This window comes from Micromonospora sp. NPDC050795 (assembly GCF_044456785.1).
Taxonomy (GTDB): Bacteria; Actinomycetota; Actinomycetes; order Mycobacteriales; family Micromonosporaceae; genus Micromonospora.
This window is the reverse complement of sequence record NZ_JBITGE010000019.1, coordinates 116501-135405: the sequence shown is the minus strand read 5'-3', so window position 1 is coordinate 135405 and position 18905 is coordinate 116501. Positions and strand designations below refer to the sequence as shown.

Below are 18905 nucleotides of genomic sequence, written 5' to 3'. Positions count from 1 at the left end.
AGCCAGCAAAAACTGACCAGTCCGGGGTATAAATCATAATTGGCACTGGCTTTACAAGCACCCTGTTGAGTTCTCAAAGAACAACCACACACCGACCAGAAGCCCCACCTCAGTGGAACCCCAACCGGGGCTTTTCGCACTGCGTCCCCGCCGCTCTCGCGCCGGGCACTTTTACTACGTTACCTCACCGTCTTCGCCGTGTCAAACCGTGTGTCCCGGTCTGTCATGCTTCGTACGGGTCAGCGCCGGCGCACTCACGCAGCAGCGAACCGCTGCGTCAGGTCGTCGGATTCGGCAGGCCGGCCGCTGCGGTTTCCCGCAGTCTCGCCCGGTTCCCTGCCGGTCGTGAACCTTACCCGGTCGGCTTCGCCGCACCAAATCCGCCTCGCGGCCGATCCGGCGAGCCCCGCCCGGACCGCGTCTCCCAGGAGCGAACCCCTGCTTGACCCGGTTGCCATCCCGTTTCGGCGCTCTAGAACTTTCGTCCCGTTTGCCCCGTTCCGCGCTGGCAGAGAGAAAGTTACGCGTCTGCGGGTTTGATCGTCAAATCCACGGGTAGCGGCGCGCGTCACATTCGTTCGTTTGAGCACTTTCCCCAGGTCAGACCCGCTCCGCAGGCACCAGGGCTCGGCGACCATCCGTAGTGGGGGCGTCGCGCGGCCTGATCCGCAGGAGCGGCGGCGATTCAGGACGGCCGCCGGGAAGCGCGATCAGGACGGCTGCCGCCGCCGAGCGGCGAGCCAGGCCCGGACGCCCAGAACACCGGCGGTGGTGCCGATCGCCAGGGATGCGGCGATCAGCAGCGCGTGTACCCACAGGAAGCTGGTGGCCGCACCCTCGGCCACCGTGCCGGACGCCCAGGACCGCGGGTCCTGCCAGATGGCCACCGCGAACCTCGGCCAGATCACCCAGGTCCAGACACCGACTCCGACCAGGAAGAGACTCCACCCTCGCGACAGCACCATGGCAGCCGAGTATGCCAGCGCACCAGCTCAGCGGGCCGGCGACGCGGACGCTCTGCCACACGTGGGGTTATCAGGTGCAGGCGAGCGACGGGCGCGTCGGCGCCTACTACGCCGACAGCTACCTCCCGCCTCCCGGCGCCATCCCGCGGGTAATCTGAGGCCGTGGTCCGGACGGGCAACTGCGCATCCGAGGCGGTCGACCTGGTCGACGGCCGCTCCCTCGGTGCGGTGTCCGAGATCCCGACCAGCTCCGGCGATGGCCGTGAGCAACTTCTGAACGTCCTCCGTGCCGGTGGTCTGCGGTTTCGCGCCGGCGCGCGATGGCGGGCGACTCGCTGAGTCGATCCCGCTGACCGAGCAGGGCTGAGCCAGCCCTGCTCGGCGCGCGCCCACGCGTGACCCACCTTCGGATACGAGAGGCACCACCATGTCCGTCGCACGAATGCTCACCGGGGACCGGCCCACCGGCCGCCTGCACCTCGGCCACTACGTCGGCAGCATCGCCAACCGGGTACGGCTGCACCGGCGCTACGAGAGTTTCTTCATCATCGCCGACCTGCACATGCTCACCACCCGCAACCGCCGCGAGGACATCGACCAGGTCGCCGGCAACGCCCGCGAGATGGTGACCGACATCCTCGCGGCCGGCGTCGACCCGGACCGGGCCACCTTCTACCTCCAGTCGGCCATCCCCGAGGTCGGCGACCTCAACACCCTCCTCCAGAACCTGGTGACAGTCCCCCGGCTGGAACGGGTGCCCTCACTCAAGGACATGGCCCGCGACGCCGGCAAGGAGGAGATGCCGTACGGGCTGCTGGGTTATCCCGTGCTCCAGGCCGCGGACATCCTCTGCGTGAAGGGTGAGGTGGTTCCGGTCGGCCGGGACAACGCCGCACACGTCGAGGTGACCAGGGAGATCGCCCGGCGGTTCAACCACCTGTACGGCCCCGTCCTCCCGGTGCCCGAGTTGATCCCGGCGGACACACCGAGCCTGGTGGGGACCGATGGCGCCGCCAAGATGAGCAAGAGCCGGGGCAACTCGATCGCGCTCTCCGACGACGCGGCGACGGTGCGTCGCAAGGTGCTCGGCATGTACACCGACCCGAACCGGGTGCGGGCCGACGTGCCGGGCACCGTGGAAGGGAACCCGGTCTTCGCGTACCACGAGGTTTTCAATCCGGACCGCGACGAGGTGGCCGACCTGGCCCGGCGTTACCGGGCCGGGCGGGTGGGCGACGTGGAGGTCAAGGAACGGCTGATCGTCGCGCTGGAGGGGTTCCTGGCGCCGATCCGGCAGCGGCGGGCCGAGATCGAAGCCGACCGGGGCCTGGTCGACCGACTGATCGTCGAGGGTACGGAACGGACCCGTCAGGAGGTACGCCAGACGGTGCTCGAGGTACGCCGGGCGATGGGGCTGACCGGCGCGTACCAGCAGGTGCGGCGGCGGGCTGAGCGGAGCCGACGCCGGACGGACGCCTCGACCTGAGACCGGGGGCGTTCGGTAGGCGACGTGCGCCGGGTCCGCTGCGACACCATCGAGGTCTCAGCGGATCCGGACGTCAGCGAGGTCCAGGGCGCAGAATGCGAGGGTGAGGAGGATTCTCGACATTCGTCCGGTGCCGGCGGGGGTGACGCACCGGACCACGATGTTCGAGATCTTCTTCGACCTGGTCTTCGTCTTCGCGCTCACCCGGGCCATCACGTTCATGGCGTCCTCACCGAGCGCGCTCACCCTGGCCCAGGGGCTGCTCCTCCTGCTGCTGCTGATCTACTCCTGGTCGCCGTACATCTGGGTGGGAAATCTGGTCCGACCGGACGTCGGCCCGGTCCGGGCCCTCACCCTCGTCGCGATGGCGGCGATCTTCGTGGCCGCGCTGGTGTTGCCAGACGCGTGGCAGCAGGGTCCGGAGCTGTTCGACACGCCGCTGACGCTCGCCCTGGCCTACGTGCTCGGCCGGGCCATGCAGCTCGTGATCATATTCCTGGCGAGCGCGACGAACCCACCACTGCGCTCGACGCTGCGGTTCTTTGCCGTGCCCGTGGTGCTGGGCTGGATACCGCTGATCGTCGGCGCCCTGCTCGGCGGTACGGCCCAGACGGCGCTCTGGACGGTCGCGTTCCTGCTGAACATCGGGGGTGCCCGGCTCGCCTCCACCTTCCGGCCGTGGCAACTGCGCAGCGTGGACCACTTCAGTGAGCGGTTCGGCCTGGTGCTCATCATCGCGCTGGGTGAGTCCCTGATCTCCGCCGGCGCAGGCCCGAGGGCGATGGCACCGGTCGGGGCCGCCCTCCTGGCCGCTCTGCTCGGCCTCACCAGCACGGTCTGCCTGTGGTGGCTCTACTTCGATCGGCTGGCGTCCGCCGCCCGGGAGGCGGTCGGCACCGTGCCGGATGAGCGACGGGCCCGCGTCGCCGGCGACGCGTACGGCCTCGGGCACTCCACGCTGATCATCGGCGCCATCTACGTCGCGCTCGGTATCGAGGAGGTGATCGCCCAGCTCACCGAGGAGTCCGCGCACCCCGGCCGGCTCGGCTGGGAGGCCGCGACCGCGCTCTACGGCGGTGCCGCCCTCTACCTGCTGAGCAGGTTGGCGTTCCGCCGGCTGACCGTGGGCACGGCGTACCCCGGGCAGGTCGTGGCCGCGCTCCTGCCGTTGGTGCTGCTGCCGATCGGCCGCTCCCTCCCGCCACTCGCGGCACTCGCCCTGCTCACCGCCTTCCTGATCGCGGTGACCTGGTTCGAGCGTCGGATGGACCGTCGCGACGAACGCCCACGAGAAAGCTGATGCGCCGTGTCGATATCCCCGTCCCGCGTTCGTCGTCATGCTGTACGGCGACCCGCCGCACCGAGAGGAGCCGAAACGTGAAGTACATGCTGCTGTTCATGAGCCCCATGGTTGACGGAGAGGTCGTCGACAACGGGTGCAGCTTCGAGGACTGGATCCGCTACGACCGGGAGATGAAGGACGCCGGGGTCTGGGTCTCCGGGCATCCCCTCCAGGACCTGACCACCTGCACCACGGTGCAGGTCAACCCGGACGGCGAGCGCACGATCACCGACGGGCCGTTCGCCGAGACCCGAGAGCTGCTCGGCGGGTACGACGTCATCGACGTGCCGGACCTCGACGCCGCGCTGGAGTGGGCGGCCCGCAGCCCCGGAGCCGTCGGCACCGGATCGGTCCAGGTCCGTCCGATCTTCGAGATCGACATGCAGGTGTGACAGTGCCGGGTGAGGGGGCAGCCGTCGGGTCGTCGGTGGAGGCGGTGTTCCGGGAGGAACGCGGCCGGCTGCTCGCCTCTCTCGTGCGCCGCTTCGGTGACCTCGACCTGGCCGAGGAGGTCACCTCCGAGGCCATCGAGGCGGCGCTGACGCACTGGCCGACCGACGGCGTCCCGAGCCGGCCGGGCGCCTGGCTGCTCACCACGGCCCGGCGTCGGGCAGTGGACCGGCTGCGTCGCGACCGGGTGCTGGCGACCCGGCTCGCCGTACTCCAGGCGGAGGCCGAGCGGGCCGATCCCGCGCCGCCCGCCGACGCGGACCGCGACCTGCCCGACGACCGGTTGGCGCTCTTCTTCACCTGTGCGCACCCGGCGCTGGCCGCGCAGGATCGCGGCGCACTCACCCTGCGGTTCCTGGCCGGCCTCACGACCACCGAGGTCGCGCGGGCCTTCCTGGTGCCGCCGGCCACCATGGCCCAACGACTCGTCCGCGCCAAACGGAAGATCCGCGACGCGCGTATCCCGTTCCGGGTGCCGGGGCCCGACGAGCTGCCCGGTCGTCTGCCCACGGTGCTCCAGGCCGTCTACTCGGTCTTCACCGAGGGGTACGCGGCCAGCTCCGGCCCGGATCTGCAACGGATCGACCTTGCCGAGGAGGCCATCCGGCTGGGCCGGATCCTGCGTCGGCTGTTGCCGGCCGAGCGGGAGGTCGCCGGGCTGCTCGGTCTGATGCTGCTGGTCCACGCCCGCCGGGACGCGCGTACCGGACCGGACGGCACCATGATCCTTCTCGACGACCAGGACCGTGGACGCTGGGACGGTCAGATGATCGAGGAGGGGCGGGGCCTGGTGGTGGTCGCGCTGACCGGCCGAGCGCCCGGCCCGTACGGCGTGCAGGCCGCCATCGCCGCGCTGCACGACGAGGCCGCCGACGTGGCCAGCACCGACTGGCCGCAGGTGGTGGCCCTCTACGACGTGTTGCTCGGCCTGGTGCCCTCACCGATCGTGGCGCTCAACCGGGCCGCCGCGGTCGCCATGCGGGACGGGCCGGCGGCGGGGCTCGCGCTGCTCGACGAGTTGGCCGACGAGCCTCGGCTGCGCGGCTACCACCCCTATCCGGCGGCGCGGGCCGACCTGCTGCGCCGGCTCGGCCGGTACGACGAGGCTGCGGCCGCGTACCGCAGCGCGTTGACGCTGGTCGGCACCGAACCGGAGCGCGCGTACCTGCTCAGCCAGCTGAGGGCCGTCACGAACGAGTGAGCTGTACCCTTCCCGGGTGAGTCTGCCTCTGCCTCCCGGGCCGTTCGCCGCGTACCTGTTCGACTGCGACGGAACCATCGTCGACTCGATGCCGCTGCACTATGTGGCCTGGCAGCGGGCCCTTGAGGAGTGGGGCTGCGAGTTCCCCGAGGACCTTTTCTACGCCTGGGGTGGGCGGCCCACCGCCGACATCATCGTCGCCCTGAACGAGCAGCAGGGTCTCACCATGCCGGTGGAGGCCGTCGTCGAGCGCCGGGAGAGCTACTACCAGGAGTTGCTGCCGCAGCTCGCCGCCGTGCCCGAGGTGCTGGCGCACATCCACGACGCGCACCGGCGGGTCCCGTTCGCCGTCGTCTCCGGCAGCACCCGCGCGTCGGTCACCGCCTCCCTGGACGCGCTCGGTCTGCTGGACCGGTTCGACGTGCTGGTCTGCGCCGACGACTACAGCCGGGCCAAGCCCGACCCGGAGGCGTTCCTGCTCGCGGCGGAGCAGCTCGGCGTACCCCCGGAGTCCTGCCTGGTCTTCGAGGACACCGACCTGGGCATCCAGGCCGCGACGGCGGCCGGCATGGCGTCGGTACGCGTGCCGCAACAGCGCACGCCCTGACGTCTCAGGCCACCGTCAGCAGGAGCTTGCCGGCGTACGACGTCTGTAGGCGCTGGTGCGCGTCGCGCACCTTGCCGAGCGGGAACTTCTCCGCGACGTGCACCACGAACGGCCCCGCCTCGATGAGTTCGTTGAGGCGTTGCAACTGTCGAGGGCTCGATTCGCCGTCGTACGCGCGGACCGTGACGCCCGGCCGTTCCTGCGGCTCCGGCCGCACCCCGTGGGCGAACGCGACCACCCCGCCGTCGGCCAGCGCCTCGGTGAGCTGGTCCAGCGTCGCGCCACCGGCCATCGCCAGGATGGCGTTCACCCCGCCCGGGGCGGCGTCCCGGATCCGGGCCAGCACGTCGGTCATGTCGCCGTGGCCGTCGAGGGACACGTCGGCACCGAGCCGGGTCACCAGCGCGACGCCGTCCGCCCCGGACGCCACCGCGATCACGTTCAGCCCCTGCCGCTTCGCCAACTGCACGGCCAGGTGGCCCTGACCGCCGCTCGCACCGAAGATCAGCAGCCAGGCGCCGGCCGACAGGCTGATCGCGTCGAGCCCGGCCAGTGCGGTCAGCGCGTCGGTGGGCATGGCACCCGCGTGCTGGGCGGGCACACCGTCGGGCACCTTCGCCACGTACTCCGACTTGACCGACGCGTACTCGGCGTAGAGGCCGCCCTTCGGCCGCGTGGTGGCGGAGACGTAGACCAGGTCACCCGCAGCCAGGCCGGTCACCTTGCTGCCGGCCGCGACGACGGTTCCGGCACCGTCGGAGCCGGGCACGATCGGGAGCGCCGAGCCCTCCGGCACCAGCATGCCCTGCCGCTCGTACGCGTCCCACACCCCGACACCGGCGCTCAAGACCTTGATCAGCACCTCGTCGTCGGCGACCTGCGGGATCGGCAGCTTCCGCAGGGTGATCACCTCCGGCCCGCCGAACTCGTCGAAGGCCGCTGCCTGCATCCGCTCTGGCAGATCCCCGTCAACCATGTGGATTCCCTCTCCGTGCCGGCGTCACCGTCGCAGCATGCCGGCTGGGGAACAGGCGTGGCCCGGAGCTGAGCGCCGTTCACCCACAAGGACGAACGCCCACGCTCGGCTTCCCTCGCGGGCCTAGCCGGGGCAGGCACGGGAATGTCCGCGTGCCACGCCGGGTCCGCAGCGCTGGGACATCCGACGTTGAGGACCCGTGTGCAGCGCTGGCCGCAGGACCGACGGGAGGGGCATCGTGAACGCTCCGTCGACGCGGGCGACGGCCTGGCTCCTGGTGGCGCTGGCCACGGCCTCCGGCTTCCTCGACGTGATCTGTCTGACGAAGCTCAACGGCTACTTCGCCAGCGTGATCACCGGCAACCTGGTGCACTTCGGCCACGCGCTCGCCACTGCCGACACCCGCTCGCTCGCGGGGGCGGTGGTGGCGGTTGGCGGGTACGCGGTGGGCGTGGCCGCCGCCACGGTGCCCTTGCGGCACACCCCGCCCGGTTGGAACCGCCGTAGCGCGCTGGTGACGTCAGCCGAGGCGGTGCTGCTGCTCGGCTTCACTGTGGGCTGGTTGGCCTGCTCGGCGCGTCCGGGGTACGGCTTCGGGCTCGTGCTGCTGGCGATGGCGGCCGTGTCGAGCGGCATCCAGAGCGTGATCACCGTGGCTGCCGGCGTACGGGGTGCATCGACCACCTACCTGACCGGCTCACTGACCGAGCTGGTCCGGCGTCGCGTCGTCGACCCGCACCGGTTCGCCGACGTGGGTGGTATCGGCCGGCTGGCCGGGCTGGTGGTGGGCGCCGGGCTCGGCACCGTGGTGCTGCGTACGGCCCCGAACTTGGCATCCGTGCCGGCGGCGGTGCTAGTGATCGCCGTGATCGCGTTCGCGATCGGCCTGACCCAGCGGGCGAGAACCGCCGCCGGCCGAAGCCAGCCAAGGTGACCAGTGCCGTGATCAGGAGATCTGCGGCTCCGGGCCCCGAAGCGCCTGCTCGACGGCGTCGCGTACGCGGGCGTCCTCGCGCGCCTTGCTCCGCGCCCGGTTACGGCGTCGGTACAGGTACGCCCCGACGAGCACGGCGATCAGCACGACGAGCACCAGCAACAGCATCCAGGGCAGGGCCCAGCCGTGCGCGGTGACCTGGACCGGTTTGAGCGAGGTGGTGGAGCCCGAGGCGTCGGTGAGCAGGGGTGTCAGGGTCGCTGTCGCGGCCAGCGAGATGGCGGGAGCCACCCCGTGTACGGGCACCGACACGTCCCAGCTCTCACCCGGAAGCAGCTCCGGCGGCGCGGCGACATCCTCGGCCCGCACCCGCAGCAGGCCGAACGGGCCCGAGACGGTAACCGCCTGCTTCCCGGACAGGGCCGCGTTGCCGACGTTGTGGACCTGGTAGGTGATGGTGGCGTCACCCTTGCTGAACGGGTTGGTCGGTCCGGCGTACGTGACGTGGAGGTTCTCGATCGCGAGATTCGGTTTCAGCTCGCCGCCCACCCGCAGCTTGATCCGGATGCCGAGGCGCCGGTCGACGTTGATCCCCTCAGCCTGGTCGGCCTGGGTCAGCGTGGTGAGGATGCCGCCGACGTAGTCCCCGGGCGTGGCGTTCCGCGGAACGTCGACCGTGAAGGGGACCTGGGCGGTCTTTCCGGGCTGGATCACGACGCTGCCGGCGTTCGGCTTCACCCAGGCACCGATCGCGATCGACTTCTTGTCCCTGGTGAGCAGGTCGAGCTGGCCGGCGTCGGTGGTGAAGCCGTCGGCCGCGTACACGGTGAGGGTCAGCGGCCCCGGGCCGCGGTTGGCCACGACCATGGCGTCCTCGACGGCACCGCCCGGGTTGACGTTGTAGCTGTAACTGGACCTGGCCTCGCCGTAGCCGTTGGAGGCCGTCCGGACCGTCCAGGCGACGTTGCCGTCCGCCGCCAGGGCGGGACCGGCACCGACACCGACGGCCGCGACGACGGCGAGCAGGGACAGTGCTGTCGTACGGAGGCGTGTCTTCCAGCGCGTTACGGGCGGGTACATGTCAGTTCCTTGAGGTGATCTTGGGAGGGGTGCAATGGGTGGCGGGGTAGGCCCCGAAGGTGCCTACCCCGCCGCATGGATCCGTTCGGTCAGCTGCTCAGCGCAGTGATCGTGAGGGTGGTGCGGTAGCTGCCCTTCGCGATGCTGTCCGGGATCTTCAGATCCAGGTCGGCGCCGAGCTTGGCGCCGCCACGCGGGTGACCCTGCGCGGCCGCGGCGAGCGCGCTGGAGACCGAGAGGCCCTTGCCCTGGTCGTCGAGCGACGACAGGACCGGGGCACCGGCCTCGGCACCCGCGCCGGCGTCGAGCACGTACGGGTTCCAGCCGAGGTAGGAGCCGGAGAACGTCTTGTCGGCGTCGGAGAAGTCGCCGACGTTGGCCGAGATCGACCACGGGGCGAGCGACCGGCGGCTGTCCGACACGAGGATGGGGTTGATCTTGCCGTTGGCCTGGAAGTAGGTGCCGTTGCGCTCCTGCGCGGTGCCCAGGTCGACCAGACCGTTGTAGCCGTCGATCGTCCAGCCGAACTCGCCCGGGGCCGGGTTCGGCACGTTGACCTGGATGGCCTGACCGTCACCGTGGAACGGGTGCACCGTCACGTTGTCGACGATCGAGCCGACCGGCTGGCCCTCCGGGGTGTTGACGCAGGAGAGGCCGGCCTCGACCGACGCGTTCGGTGCCGCGCAGGTGCCGCTGCGCACGTTCGCCAGGACCAGCTTGTCGCCGCGCACCTGCACCTTGACGTAGCTGCGGACGTGCTCCTGGTTCTGCACCGAGTTGTACCAGTACTTGTTCGGGTCCAGCGGGTCCGGGCCGTTGCCCTTGATGCCGGTACCGGTGGCGTCCGGCTTCTTGATGTCGTAGTACTTCGAGCCGGAGGCCGAGTTGGCGGTCACGTAGATGACGCCGCCCGGGCCGGGGAAGACATCCGCGGCACCCGGCTTCTCGGCCGGGTTCTCCTTCTGGCCGTTCTTGATGGAGTAGCTGCGCGAGTAGCTGTGGTCGTGGCCCTGGAGCACCATGTCGATGCCGAGGTTCGAGAAGGCCGTGGTGAAGTCTTCCCGGCGCTGCTTGTTGTCGGTGTCGGTCGCGTGGCTGGCCGGCGAGTAGATGGAGTGGTGGTAGACCAGCACCTTCCACTTGGCCTCGGAGCCGTGCTTGTTCACCACGTCGGTGATGTACGAGACGTGCGCGGCGTCGCCGGCGTTGCTGCCGTCGGTCGGCAGCTTGTAGCTGTTGCTGTTGATGTCGATGAACAGCACGTCCTTGTAGACGAACCAGTAGTCACCACCGGACTTGGTGCCCGCCGGGTTCCCGTTGTCGTAGTACGGGGCCGTGCGGTCGGTGTTCGGGGTGAAGTGGTGCTGCTCGTAGGACTTGCCGCCGACGTCGTGGTTACCGATGGTGGCGACCACGGGGTACTGACGCAGCTGGTCGGGGGCCATGAACGAGGTCCACTGACCCTCGTCGTTGGCGGACTCGACGTGGTCGCCGCCGGAGACCAGCAGTTCCGCGTTCGGGTTGGCCGCGGTGGCGACCTTCAGGGTGTCCTCCCAGCCGGCCTGGTCCTTGAGCCGGTCGCCGGACGAGCCGATCTGCGGGTCACCGAAGAAGAGGAAGTCGTAGTCGCCCTCGAAGTCCTGCGTCTTGAAGGCGTACGTCGGGGACCAGCTGCCCTCGGCGCCGACCCGGTACGAGTACGCCGTCTTCTCGCGCAGGTTGCTGATCGTGGCGTGCCGGTTGAACCCGGTGGTGGAGGTGTTCGCCGCGCCGACGGCGTCGAAGCTGACCGCGCCGGCCGGGAACTCGCCGTTGACGATCTCGGCGGTCGGGGCGAGCTGAATCTTCTGCGCGGTGTCGGCCGAGGAGTACCAGGTCACGATGCGCTGGGTCTCGTTGGCGCCGACGCCGAGGATCACGCTGCTGATCGTGGTGGACTCGGCCGCGCTCGCGGTGGCCGTCAGGCCAGTGCCGAGGGCCGCGCCCAGACCGAGGAACCCGGCTGCGACCCCGGCGACCAGGCGCCGCCGCACGAGCGCGGAGGCCCGTGTCGAGGTGCTCAATGTCATCGACATTGTTCCCTTTTCAAATAGAGAAATGGATTGTGCCTTCACCCGACGCTGGGGAAGCAATTCCACGCTTTCGCCGCCCGATGAACCGATCATGAACGTGATCTTGCGAAAGACTGCACTTCACGAACTACTTAGCCCTGCTCATGATCCAGAAACGCGCTGCACAAACCAGATCAGCCCCATAGTGGACACGCCCGCAGAAACGACTCCGGTCGCCCAGAGGCCGGCTTTCGGCGCACGACGGCGCAGCACGAACAGCAGCGGGAAGACGACAGCGATAATTGTCAACTGAACGACCTCGATGCCGACGTTGAACACCAGCAGCGACCACAACAGGGTCCACGACCACGCCTCGTCGATACCCAGGGCGCCCGCGAAGCCGAGGCCGTGCACGAGGCCGAAGCAGAACACCACGCCGAGGCGGATCCAGCCGGCCCGATCCAGGCTGAAGTGGCCGCGCCCGGCCGTCTCCAGGTCAGCCGCGTGCTCACCACGCCGCCAGATTCCCCACAGGTGCCACCCGGCGACGACGGCGATCGACAGCGCGATGATCGGCTCCACGACCACCGCCGGCACCTCGACCAGGCCGAGCGCGGCGAGCATGAACGTCACCGAGTGCGCCAGCGTGAAGCTGGTGGCCGCGAGCACGATCTCCCGAAGCCGCCGGGACCCGGCGATGAGCGCCAGCAGGAACAGGATGTGGTCGATCCCGGTCAGCAGATGCTCGGCGCCCAGGAGGAAGAACTCGCCGAACCGCTCGTACCAGGTCTGCGCCGTCGAGAAGGACGGGTTGGCGGCGTCGAGCGCGGCACTGCCCGAGCGGCCGTCGATCTCGTACGTGACGATCGTCTTCGTGCCCTTGACGTAGCCCTCACCATCCGGGAAGAGGCCGCTGCGCACCACGTGCTCGTCGACCCGCTCCGGGCAGGTCCAGTCGAGCAGCAGGTCGGCGTACGGCACGCCCTCGCGCTCGCCGATCGTCGCGTCACCCACCTGGGCAGCCCGGCAGTCCGCACCCCGGGAAGTCACCGCGAACCGGTCGGAGACGTACCGGAGAACCGCCGACGCGTGACCCTGCAGCGCGGCGGCCTGGGCGGCGGTGTCGCCCGTCTCGAACGCGGCGGTTCCCGCCTGGAAGAGCGGGTCGTCGTCGCCGGCATCCGCGGCGGACACGACGAGGAGGTCGTATTCGAGCTCCACACCGGTCCGAATGTGACCCTCATCTCCCGCCGCAATTTTCGCGTACACAGTCGACGAGAAGCCGTGCGCGGACGCCGGTTCGGCGCCCAGAAACGGAACCACCGCTGCGGCGAATCCGACAGCGGCGACGATAACGGCACGACGGATGCGGCCTGACATTCGACTCCCTCGGTTGGCCAGTGCACGTTGCATGTCGTGGGTGAACGCCAACCCGCGCACCGACGAACCGCCGGAGAACAACTTCCCCGAACGACCGCCCACCGATTACCGGTGAACGGAATTGAGATAGGAATACGAAGAAGTACGCGCACTTTCCGCCACCACCCGGAGGACGATCACCTTGCGCCCCCCGCTTCGGGCCGTCGCCATGCTGGCCGCGACCGCCGCGCTGGTCTCCGCCTGCAACTCCAGCGACGACTGGTCCGAGCCACGTCCGGCGCCCAGCGCCCTCGGCACTCTCGGCCCGGGGTTCGTCGACCCCTCCACGAAGCCCGCGCCGGAGGCGACGATCACCCCGCGGCCCGGCTCGTGGGCCGACGTCCACCCGCCGAAGGACTACCGGGTCGTCCTGCTGACCAGCGGTACGGACAACCCGACCAAGGCCCTCGTGACGGCGGTCGAGGAGTGGGCCGACGACGAGCACGTCGACCTGAGGACCATCTACGTCGGCAGTGCGCACGACACCGTTCCCAGCATCGCCAAGGCGATGGAGATGGGCCCGGACCTCATCGTCAGCGCGGGCAACGACCTCATCGACGGGCTCGCGCTGGTCACCCCGAACCACCTGGACGAGAAGTTCCTCGTGGTCGGCGCGGAACTCGCCGAGCCCACCCACAACCTCACGGCTGTCGACTGGGACGGCGCGTCGTTCCGTGGCGAAGGGCTCGGGATGTCCTCCACGTACGACCCGAACTCGTTCACCGCGGACCGGTGCGCGTCGGCCATCCGGGCGGGCGTGGCCGCGGTCCTCAACGACCTGACCGGGCTCGTGGTCTGGCTCTGACGGCCGGGCTGGCCGTCCCCGATCCGGCCCCGTGCACGCGCGCCCCGCGTCGACCCGGACGGGTTCAGCGCGGGGCGGGGCCGCGATCCAGGAACTCGTACGTGGTGGTCAGGCCCTCGGGCAGGTCGGGAACCAGGGCGTTGGTGCCATCGACCACCTGGACGTAGCGCTTGCCCTGGAAGACCGAGTAGCTGCCGTCCGGCACCTGATCGATCCGGAAGAGCTGCGTCGAGGCCGCGGCATCACACGCCCGCCCGCGTACGCTGCCCGGCGCGGCGTCGTGCACGACGGTCATGCAGATCGCGTCGGCACCGGTGGCCAGGAGGATCCGGTACCTGTCGCCCTCGGAGCGCAGCACCCACAGGGCCCGATCGTCGATGCCCTGTTCGGTGGTTGCCCGGACCTGATCGCCGTCGCGGTCGATCGCCAACGTGGCCCCGCGCATGCCCGGCAGCACGATCTGGACCTGCCGCCGACCACCGAGGATCTCCTGCGGACCCGCCGAGGCGGTCGCGGACGGGACCACCGGCGGTGCGGCCTGGGTGGCCGGGCCGACGCCGGGCGTCTCGACGGTGTCGCGCACCTGCACCAGGGCGGTGCCGGCGGCGAGGGCCACCACGGCCAGCCCCGCTGCACGGACGGCCGTCCGGCGTCGCCGACGCCGGTCGCTGCGGTGCCGCAACGTCTGTGCCCCCGGCATGGTGGTGACTCGCCGGACCTCGTCCACGATCGCGGTGAGATCGTCGCGCGGATCAGCCATGGGAGGTCTCCTCCTGGTGCGCATCGGTCAGCAACCCGGCCATCGCTCTCCGACCACGGGCGAGGTACGTCTTCACGGTTCCGACGGGGGCCTGCATCTCGGCTGCCACCTCCGCGACGCTGAGGTCGTTGAGGTGGTGCAGCACGACGGCCCGGCGCTCGTTGGCACTCAGCCGTTGCAGCGCCTGCAACAGCGCGACGTGGTCCTCGTTCAGTCCGGGCACGCCCTGGTCGACAGCGGCCCGGCGGTGTGCGCGTACCCGGTTGAACGCCTTGCGCCAACTGCTCACCGCGATCCGGGAGGCCACCCGGCGAACCCATGCCTCCGGACTGTCCGTCTCCCGCACCGTCGCCCACCGCTGCCAGGCCCGCATGAACGCCTCGGCGACGGCGTCCTCGGCCTCGGCGCGATTGCCGGTGAGCGCGTACACGTGACCCACGACCCGACCCGCACAGGCCGCGTAGAGGGCGTCGAACTCTTCGGCGTCACGCATCCGACCGGCGCCCTCCCCTGCCTCGTCCCCTGGTCACCGCCGCATGGAACTCGCAACGGTGGACCGGTCACGTCGGCGCGGGCCGCGATTGTGGCCTCTGTCACACCAGGGTGATCAACCTGACGGCCTGGTCAGGCGTCATCGTGCCGACCCGGGAGACGCCCGTGGCGGAGAGGACGATGTGCGACGACGGCAACGACGCGCCCTGACAGCCGGCGTACTCGCGACCGCGCTGGTTGCGGCGGGCCTGATCGCCCAACCGGCGAACGCGCAGGAGACGCCGGCGGCCACGGCCCCCGGCACCCACGGAACCTTCACCCTGATCACCGGTGACCGGGTTTCGCTGGACGCGGCGGGGCGTCCGCAGATCCAGCGCGGGCCGGGTCGGGCCGGCATGCGGTTCGTGAGCAACCGGGAAGACGGTCACCAGTACGTCATCCCGGTGGACGCGATGCCGCTGGTGCGGGACGGACGGCTCGATCGACGCCTGTTCGACCTCAGCACGCTCGGCGAGTTCGGCTACGACGACCGGGCAGCCGAATTGCCGCTGCTGGTCGCGTACCCCGAGAACATGGCGGCGCGGGCACGGACCGCGACCACCGGGGGTGCCGGCCGGGTGCGGGCCGATCTCCCGGCCGCGCACGCGCTCGCGGTCCGCGCGGACCGGGACGACCGGGTGAAGCTCTGGACGTCACTCACCAGTGGTACGCCGTCCGCGCGCACCCTCACCACCGGAATCACCCACATCTGGCTGGACGGCAAGCGCAAGGTCTCCCTCGATCGCAGCGTGCCGCAGATCGGTGCCCCGGCGGCGTGGCAGGCAGGTTTCGACGGCACCGGCGTCACCGTCGGCGTGCTGGACACCGGGATCGACGCCAGCCACCCCGACTTCGCCGGCCACCTCGCCGAGGTCCGGGACTTCACCGGCGGCAACGACCCCGGCGACTCGGTCGGCCACGGCACCCACGTGGCATCGACGATCGTCGGCAGCGGCGCCGCTTCCGGCGGGAGGTACCGCGGGGTAGCACCGGGGGCGAAGCTGCTCGTCGGCAAGGTCTGCGCCACCACCGAATGCCAGGACTCGGACATCATCACCGGCATGCAGTGGCTCGCGCCGCAGACCCGGGTGGTCAACCTGAGCGTGGGCGGCGACGACGCACCCGGCCTCGACCCGCTGGAGACAGCGGTCCAGGAGCTGAGCCACCGGTACGGCACCCTGTTCGTGGTCGCGGCCGGCAACGAGGGGAAGCCGAAGTCGGTCTCCTCGCCGGCCTCCGCCGACGACGCTCTCGCCGTCGCCGCCGTGGACGCCGACGACCAGCGGGCTTACTTCTCCAGCCGGGGACCACGCGTCGGCGACAACCACATCAAGCCCGAGATCAGCGCTCCGGGCGTCGACATCGTTGCCGCCGCCCCCGGCGGCGACTACGCCACCATGTCGGGTACGTCGATGGCGACCCCGCACGTTGCCGGCACCGCCGCGATTCTCGCCGGCCAGCACCCGGACTGGACCGGGCCGCAGCTCAAGGCCGCCCTGATGGACTCGGCCAAGCCGACCGGCGAGGACACCATCTACGAGCAGGGCGCCGGCCGGGTGGACATCGCCCGCGCGGTCGCCCAGCCGGTCGCCACCGACATCGCCGCCATCGACTTTCCGGTGCAGCGGTGGCCGCACGCCGACGACAGCCCGATCACCCAGGTCGTCGGCTACCGCAACACGGGCACCGCACCGGTCACCCTGACGCTGGCCATCGCTCCGGCCCCGGCCGGCATGCTCACCGTCAGCCCGGCCACGCTGGTGGTGCCGGCCGGTGGTCGGGCCGAGGCGACGATCACGGTGGACACCCGCGTGGACGCCCCGGACGGCGTCTACCAGGGCGCGCTGACCGCGACCGGTGCCGGCGACCTGCGGGTAAGGACGCCCTTCGCGTTGAACCGTGAGATCGAGAGCTACGACGTACGGCTCAACCACACCGGCCGCGACGGCAAACCGGCCACCGAGTACACGACAGTGGCGGCGAACCTGACCACCGGCGAGTTCAGCACCCTCCCCGCGACACCGGGCGGCGGCGTCCTGCGGCTGCCCAAGGGGCGGTACGCGTTGTACAGCACCATCCACGAGGGTGCCGTGTCGACACTGCTCGCGCAGCCGGTCCTGGACGTACGCGGCCCGATCACCGAGGCGGTCGACGCCCGCAACGCCAAGCCCGTCGCGTTGACAGTGCCGCAGCACGACGCCGCGCCGATCTCGATCAACGTGAGCGCCAACTGGGACGACGGCATGCGCTACCCGGGCGTCCAACTCAGCGGAGTCTCCCTCGCCGACGTCTTCTTCGGCCGGCTCGGGCCCGCCGTCGCGGCACCCGAGTTCACCTCGACGCTGGGCGTCGGGCTCGCCCGACCGGGCAGGGACGGCACCTTCCGCAACAGCCCCTACACCTACGACCTGGCGTACGTCGGCAGGGGCGAGATGTTCACCGGCCTGACCAGGAAGCTGTCACCGAAGAACCTCGCCACGGTCAGGACGACCTACCGCAGCCAGTCCACGGCAGCGACTGCCACCCGTTTCCACCGCGCGTCGGCTCCCGGAGGCTCGGGCCCGATCGGGTCGAACACGCCTGTCGACCTGCCGTTCAAGGGCACCGAGTACTACAACACCGACGGCGGCATCGTCTGGACGTCCACGTTCGTCGAGGGGGACAACCTCACGACGCAGGATTCGACCTTCAGGTCGGGGCGTACGTACAGCCAGACCTGGAACGCGGCACCCTTCGGGCCCTCCGTGACCCAGGCACCGACCCTGTCACCCCTGGGGTACGCGGGCCGCGACGGCGACACCATCTCGATTGCGTCGCTGCCCCTGTTCGGCGACGCGACCGGTCGCCCCGCGAGCCGCGACGACCAGCCGGTGCGGTTCCGGCTGCTGCGCGACGGTAAGGAGATCGGCACCTCGGACAGCCCATGGGCCGACTTCGCGGTGCCCGCCGCAAAGGCCACCTACCGGCTGGAGGCGACCGCCACCCGAGGCGCACCCGACACCCTGTCGACGTCGGTCTCGGTGGCCTGGACCTTCACCTCGGCGCACACCACGTCGCCGGAACGGCTGCCGCTGACCACGGCCCGCCCGACGCCCGTGCTCGACGACACCAACACGGCACGGACCGGCCGGACCATGACGATCCCGGTGGCGCTGGACCGGCAGGCCGGTTCGAAGGCAGCGCCGAACCGCACGCTCGGCGTGTCCGCGTCGTTCGACGACGGCCGGACGTGGGTCGCCCTGCCGGTGATCCGGAACGTCGCGCTGATCAGTCACCCACGACGGGCCGGTTTCGTCTCGCTGCGGTTGACCGCCACCGACACCGCCTGCAACACGGTCACCCAGACGATCCAGCGGGCGTACCGGATCGCCTGACGCATCGCCCGGTCCGGGGTGGCGGCGGCTGGAGCCGCCGCCCCGGACCTTCATCACCTGCACTGATCGCTGTCGCGGCTGTCGTTCCGGCGCGGTGACCGAGGACACGGTGCACCGACTCCGCTGACAGGGTGGAATCAGAGGTGTGAGCAGAAGGCACCGGCGAGTGACGTCTTGAGGTCCACTCTTTCGGCCCGCGATCCGGGTTCGTCCAGCGGCGGAACGCCCGCGGCGGACGAACCCAGTCGGGTGACGCCCGCCCATCGGCAGCGCTGGGCGGTGCAGACAATGGCCGTCACGCCCGACGACCGGGTGCTGGAGATCGGTTGTGGTCGGGGAGCAGCCGTCTCCCTGGTCGCCGGCCAACTCACCACCGGCCGGATCGTCGCCATCGACCGCGCCGCGACGATGGTGCGGCTCGCGACCGAACGGAACTTGGGCCACATCGACGCTGGTAGGGCCGAGATCCGGCGAGCAGGGTTCGAGTCGGCCGACCTACCGACCGGCCACTTCACCAAGATCTTCGCGGTGAACGTCAGCCTCTTCTGGTTGGGCGAGGCGGCGCAGCAGATCGCCCGGATACGCAGCCTGCTGGCGCCGGGAGGACGGCTCTACGTCTTCGGCGAGCGACCCACCGAAGCACACGCCACCGCGAACCTCACCGCGACCGAAGCACTGCTCCAGACCCACGGTTTCGCCACGACCACGTCGAGCGCCACCCGTGGTCAGGGTCAGGTGCTCACCTGTGTCACCGGCACACCGATCCGGTGAGCCTGGGCTGACCGCAGCGTTGACATGAGCCGGGCGGGCTCGGCGTGACGCCGAGCCCGCCCGTTCCGGGGAGGCGCGGGTGTTAACATTGGCAGAGCGACCCGGGGCACCCACCCCCCCCGGACCGGCGGCGGCCCGTGGACAAACCCGCCG

Annotated in this window: 16 protein-coding genes; 9 read left to right on the top strand and 7 right to left on the bottom strand. The window is 70.5% G+C overall.

Going from position 1 to position 18905, the window contains the following annotated elements; translation table 11 throughout:
• Positions 1-710: 710 nt before the first annotated feature.
• Positions 711-965 (bottom strand): SCO4848 family membrane protein, encoded by a 255-nt coding sequence (locus ACIBEF_RS18740; RefSeq protein WP_355004402.1) that lies wholly within the window; start codon positions 963-965, stop codon positions 711-713.
• A gap of 427 nt (positions 966-1392) precedes the next feature.
• Here ACIBEF_RS18740 and trpS point away from each other — a divergent pair, with 427 nt between their 5' ends.
• The 5 genes from trpS (at position 1393) to ACIBEF_RS18715 (ending at position 6051) form a co-directional block, all read left to right on the top strand.
• Positions 1393-2451 (top strand): tryptophan--tRNA ligase, encoded by a 1059-nt coding sequence (gene trpS / locus ACIBEF_RS18735; protein WP_396794497.1) that lies wholly within the window; start codon positions 1393-1395, stop codon positions 2449-2451.
• A gap of 103 nt (positions 2452-2554) precedes the next feature.
• Entirely contained in the window at positions 2555-3751 is a 1197-nt protein-coding gene (locus ACIBEF_RS18730; protein WP_396794496.1) for a low temperature requirement protein A, read from the top strand.
• Between the two features lie 86 nt (positions 3752-3837).
• Positions 3838-4185, top strand: a complete 348-nt coding sequence (locus tag ACIBEF_RS18725) for a YciI family protein (RefSeq protein ID WP_355005149.1) — start codon at positions 3838-3840, stop codon at positions 4183-4185.
• 2 nt (positions 4186-4187) lie between these two features.
• Positions 4188-5444 carry an RNA polymerase sigma factor gene (locus ACIBEF_RS18720; protein WP_387351803.1) on the top strand — a complete coding sequence of 419 codons (1257 nt, stop codon included), beginning with the start codon at positions 4188-4190 and terminating at the stop codon, positions 5442-5444.
• Between the two features lie 16 nt (positions 5445-5460).
• Positions 5461-6051: an HAD family hydrolase gene (locus ACIBEF_RS18715; RefSeq protein ID WP_396794495.1), complete on the top strand. Its 591-nt coding sequence runs from the start codon at positions 5461-5463 to the stop codon at positions 6049-6051.
• A gap of 4 nt (positions 6052-6055) precedes the next feature.
• Here ACIBEF_RS18715 and ACIBEF_RS18710 read toward each other — a convergent pair whose 3' ends face one another.
• Positions 6056-7027 (bottom strand): zinc-binding alcohol dehydrogenase family protein, encoded by a 972-nt coding sequence (locus tag ACIBEF_RS18710; RefSeq protein WP_396794494.1) that lies wholly within the window; start codon positions 7025-7027, stop codon positions 6056-6058.
• A gap of 199 nt (positions 7028-7226) precedes the next feature.
• On the opposite strand from ACIBEF_RS18710, the gene ACIBEF_RS18705 reads away from it, so the two are divergent.
• Entirely contained in the window at positions 7227-7961 is a 735-nt protein-coding gene (locus tag ACIBEF_RS18705; RefSeq protein WP_396794493.1) for a YoaK family protein, read from the top strand.
• A 12-nt stretch (positions 7962-7973) separates the two neighbouring features.
• Here the strand turns inward: ACIBEF_RS18705 and ACIBEF_RS18700 are convergent, their stop codons facing one another.
• The 3 genes from ACIBEF_RS18700 to ACIBEF_RS18690 all read right to left on the bottom strand — a co-directional run bounded on the left by ACIBEF_RS18700 (position 7974) and on the right by ACIBEF_RS18690 (position 12313).
• Entirely contained in the window at positions 7974-9041 is a 1068-nt protein-coding gene (locus tag ACIBEF_RS18700; protein WP_396794492.1) for a WxL protein peptidoglycan domain-containing protein, read from the bottom strand.
• A gap of 89 nt (positions 9042-9130) precedes the next feature.
• Entirely contained in the window at positions 9131-11110 is a 1980-nt protein-coding gene (locus ACIBEF_RS18695; protein WP_396794491.1) for a fibronectin type III domain-containing protein, read from the bottom strand.
• 144 nt (positions 11111-11254) lie between these two features.
• On the bottom strand, positions 11255-12313 hold the full coding sequence (locus ACIBEF_RS18690) for a HupE/UreJ family protein (RefSeq protein ID WP_396794490.1): 1059 nt from the start codon (positions 12311-12313) through the stop codon (positions 11255-11257).
• A 340-nt stretch (positions 12314-12653) separates the two neighbouring features.
• Here ACIBEF_RS18690 and ACIBEF_RS18685 point away from each other — a divergent pair, with 340 nt between their 5' ends.
• Positions 12654-13316: a hypothetical protein gene (locus ACIBEF_RS18685; RefSeq protein WP_396794489.1), complete on the top strand. Its 663-nt coding sequence runs from the start codon at positions 12654-12656 to the stop codon at positions 13314-13316.
• 64 nt (positions 13317-13380) lie between these two features.
• On the opposite strand, the gene ACIBEF_RS18680 is transcribed toward ACIBEF_RS18685, so the two are convergent.
• Both ACIBEF_RS18680 and ACIBEF_RS18675 read right to left on the bottom strand, forming a co-directional pair.
• Entirely contained in the window at positions 13381-14076 is a 696-nt protein-coding gene (locus tag ACIBEF_RS18680) for a hypothetical protein (RefSeq protein ID WP_396794488.1), read from the bottom strand.
• Positions 14069-14569 (bottom strand): sigma-70 family RNA polymerase sigma factor, encoded by a 501-nt coding sequence (locus tag ACIBEF_RS18675; RefSeq protein WP_091396991.1) that lies wholly within the window; start codon positions 14567-14569, stop codon positions 14069-14071. Before ACIBEF_RS18675 ends, ACIBEF_RS18680 begins: the two co-directional genes overlap by 8 nt.
• 181 nt (positions 14570-14750) lie before the next feature.
• Here ACIBEF_RS18675 and ACIBEF_RS18670 point away from each other — a divergent pair, with 181 nt between their 5' ends.
• Positions 14751-17981, top strand: a complete 3231-nt coding sequence (locus ACIBEF_RS18670) for a S8 family peptidase (RefSeq protein ID WP_396794487.1) — start codon at positions 14751-14753, stop codon at positions 17979-17981.
• 288 nt (positions 17982-18269) lie between these two features.
• Positions 18270-18752: a class I SAM-dependent methyltransferase gene (locus ACIBEF_RS18665; protein WP_396794486.1), complete on the top strand. Its 483-nt coding sequence runs from the start codon at positions 18270-18272 to the stop codon at positions 18750-18752.
• Positions 18753-18905: the final 153 nt, after the last annotated feature.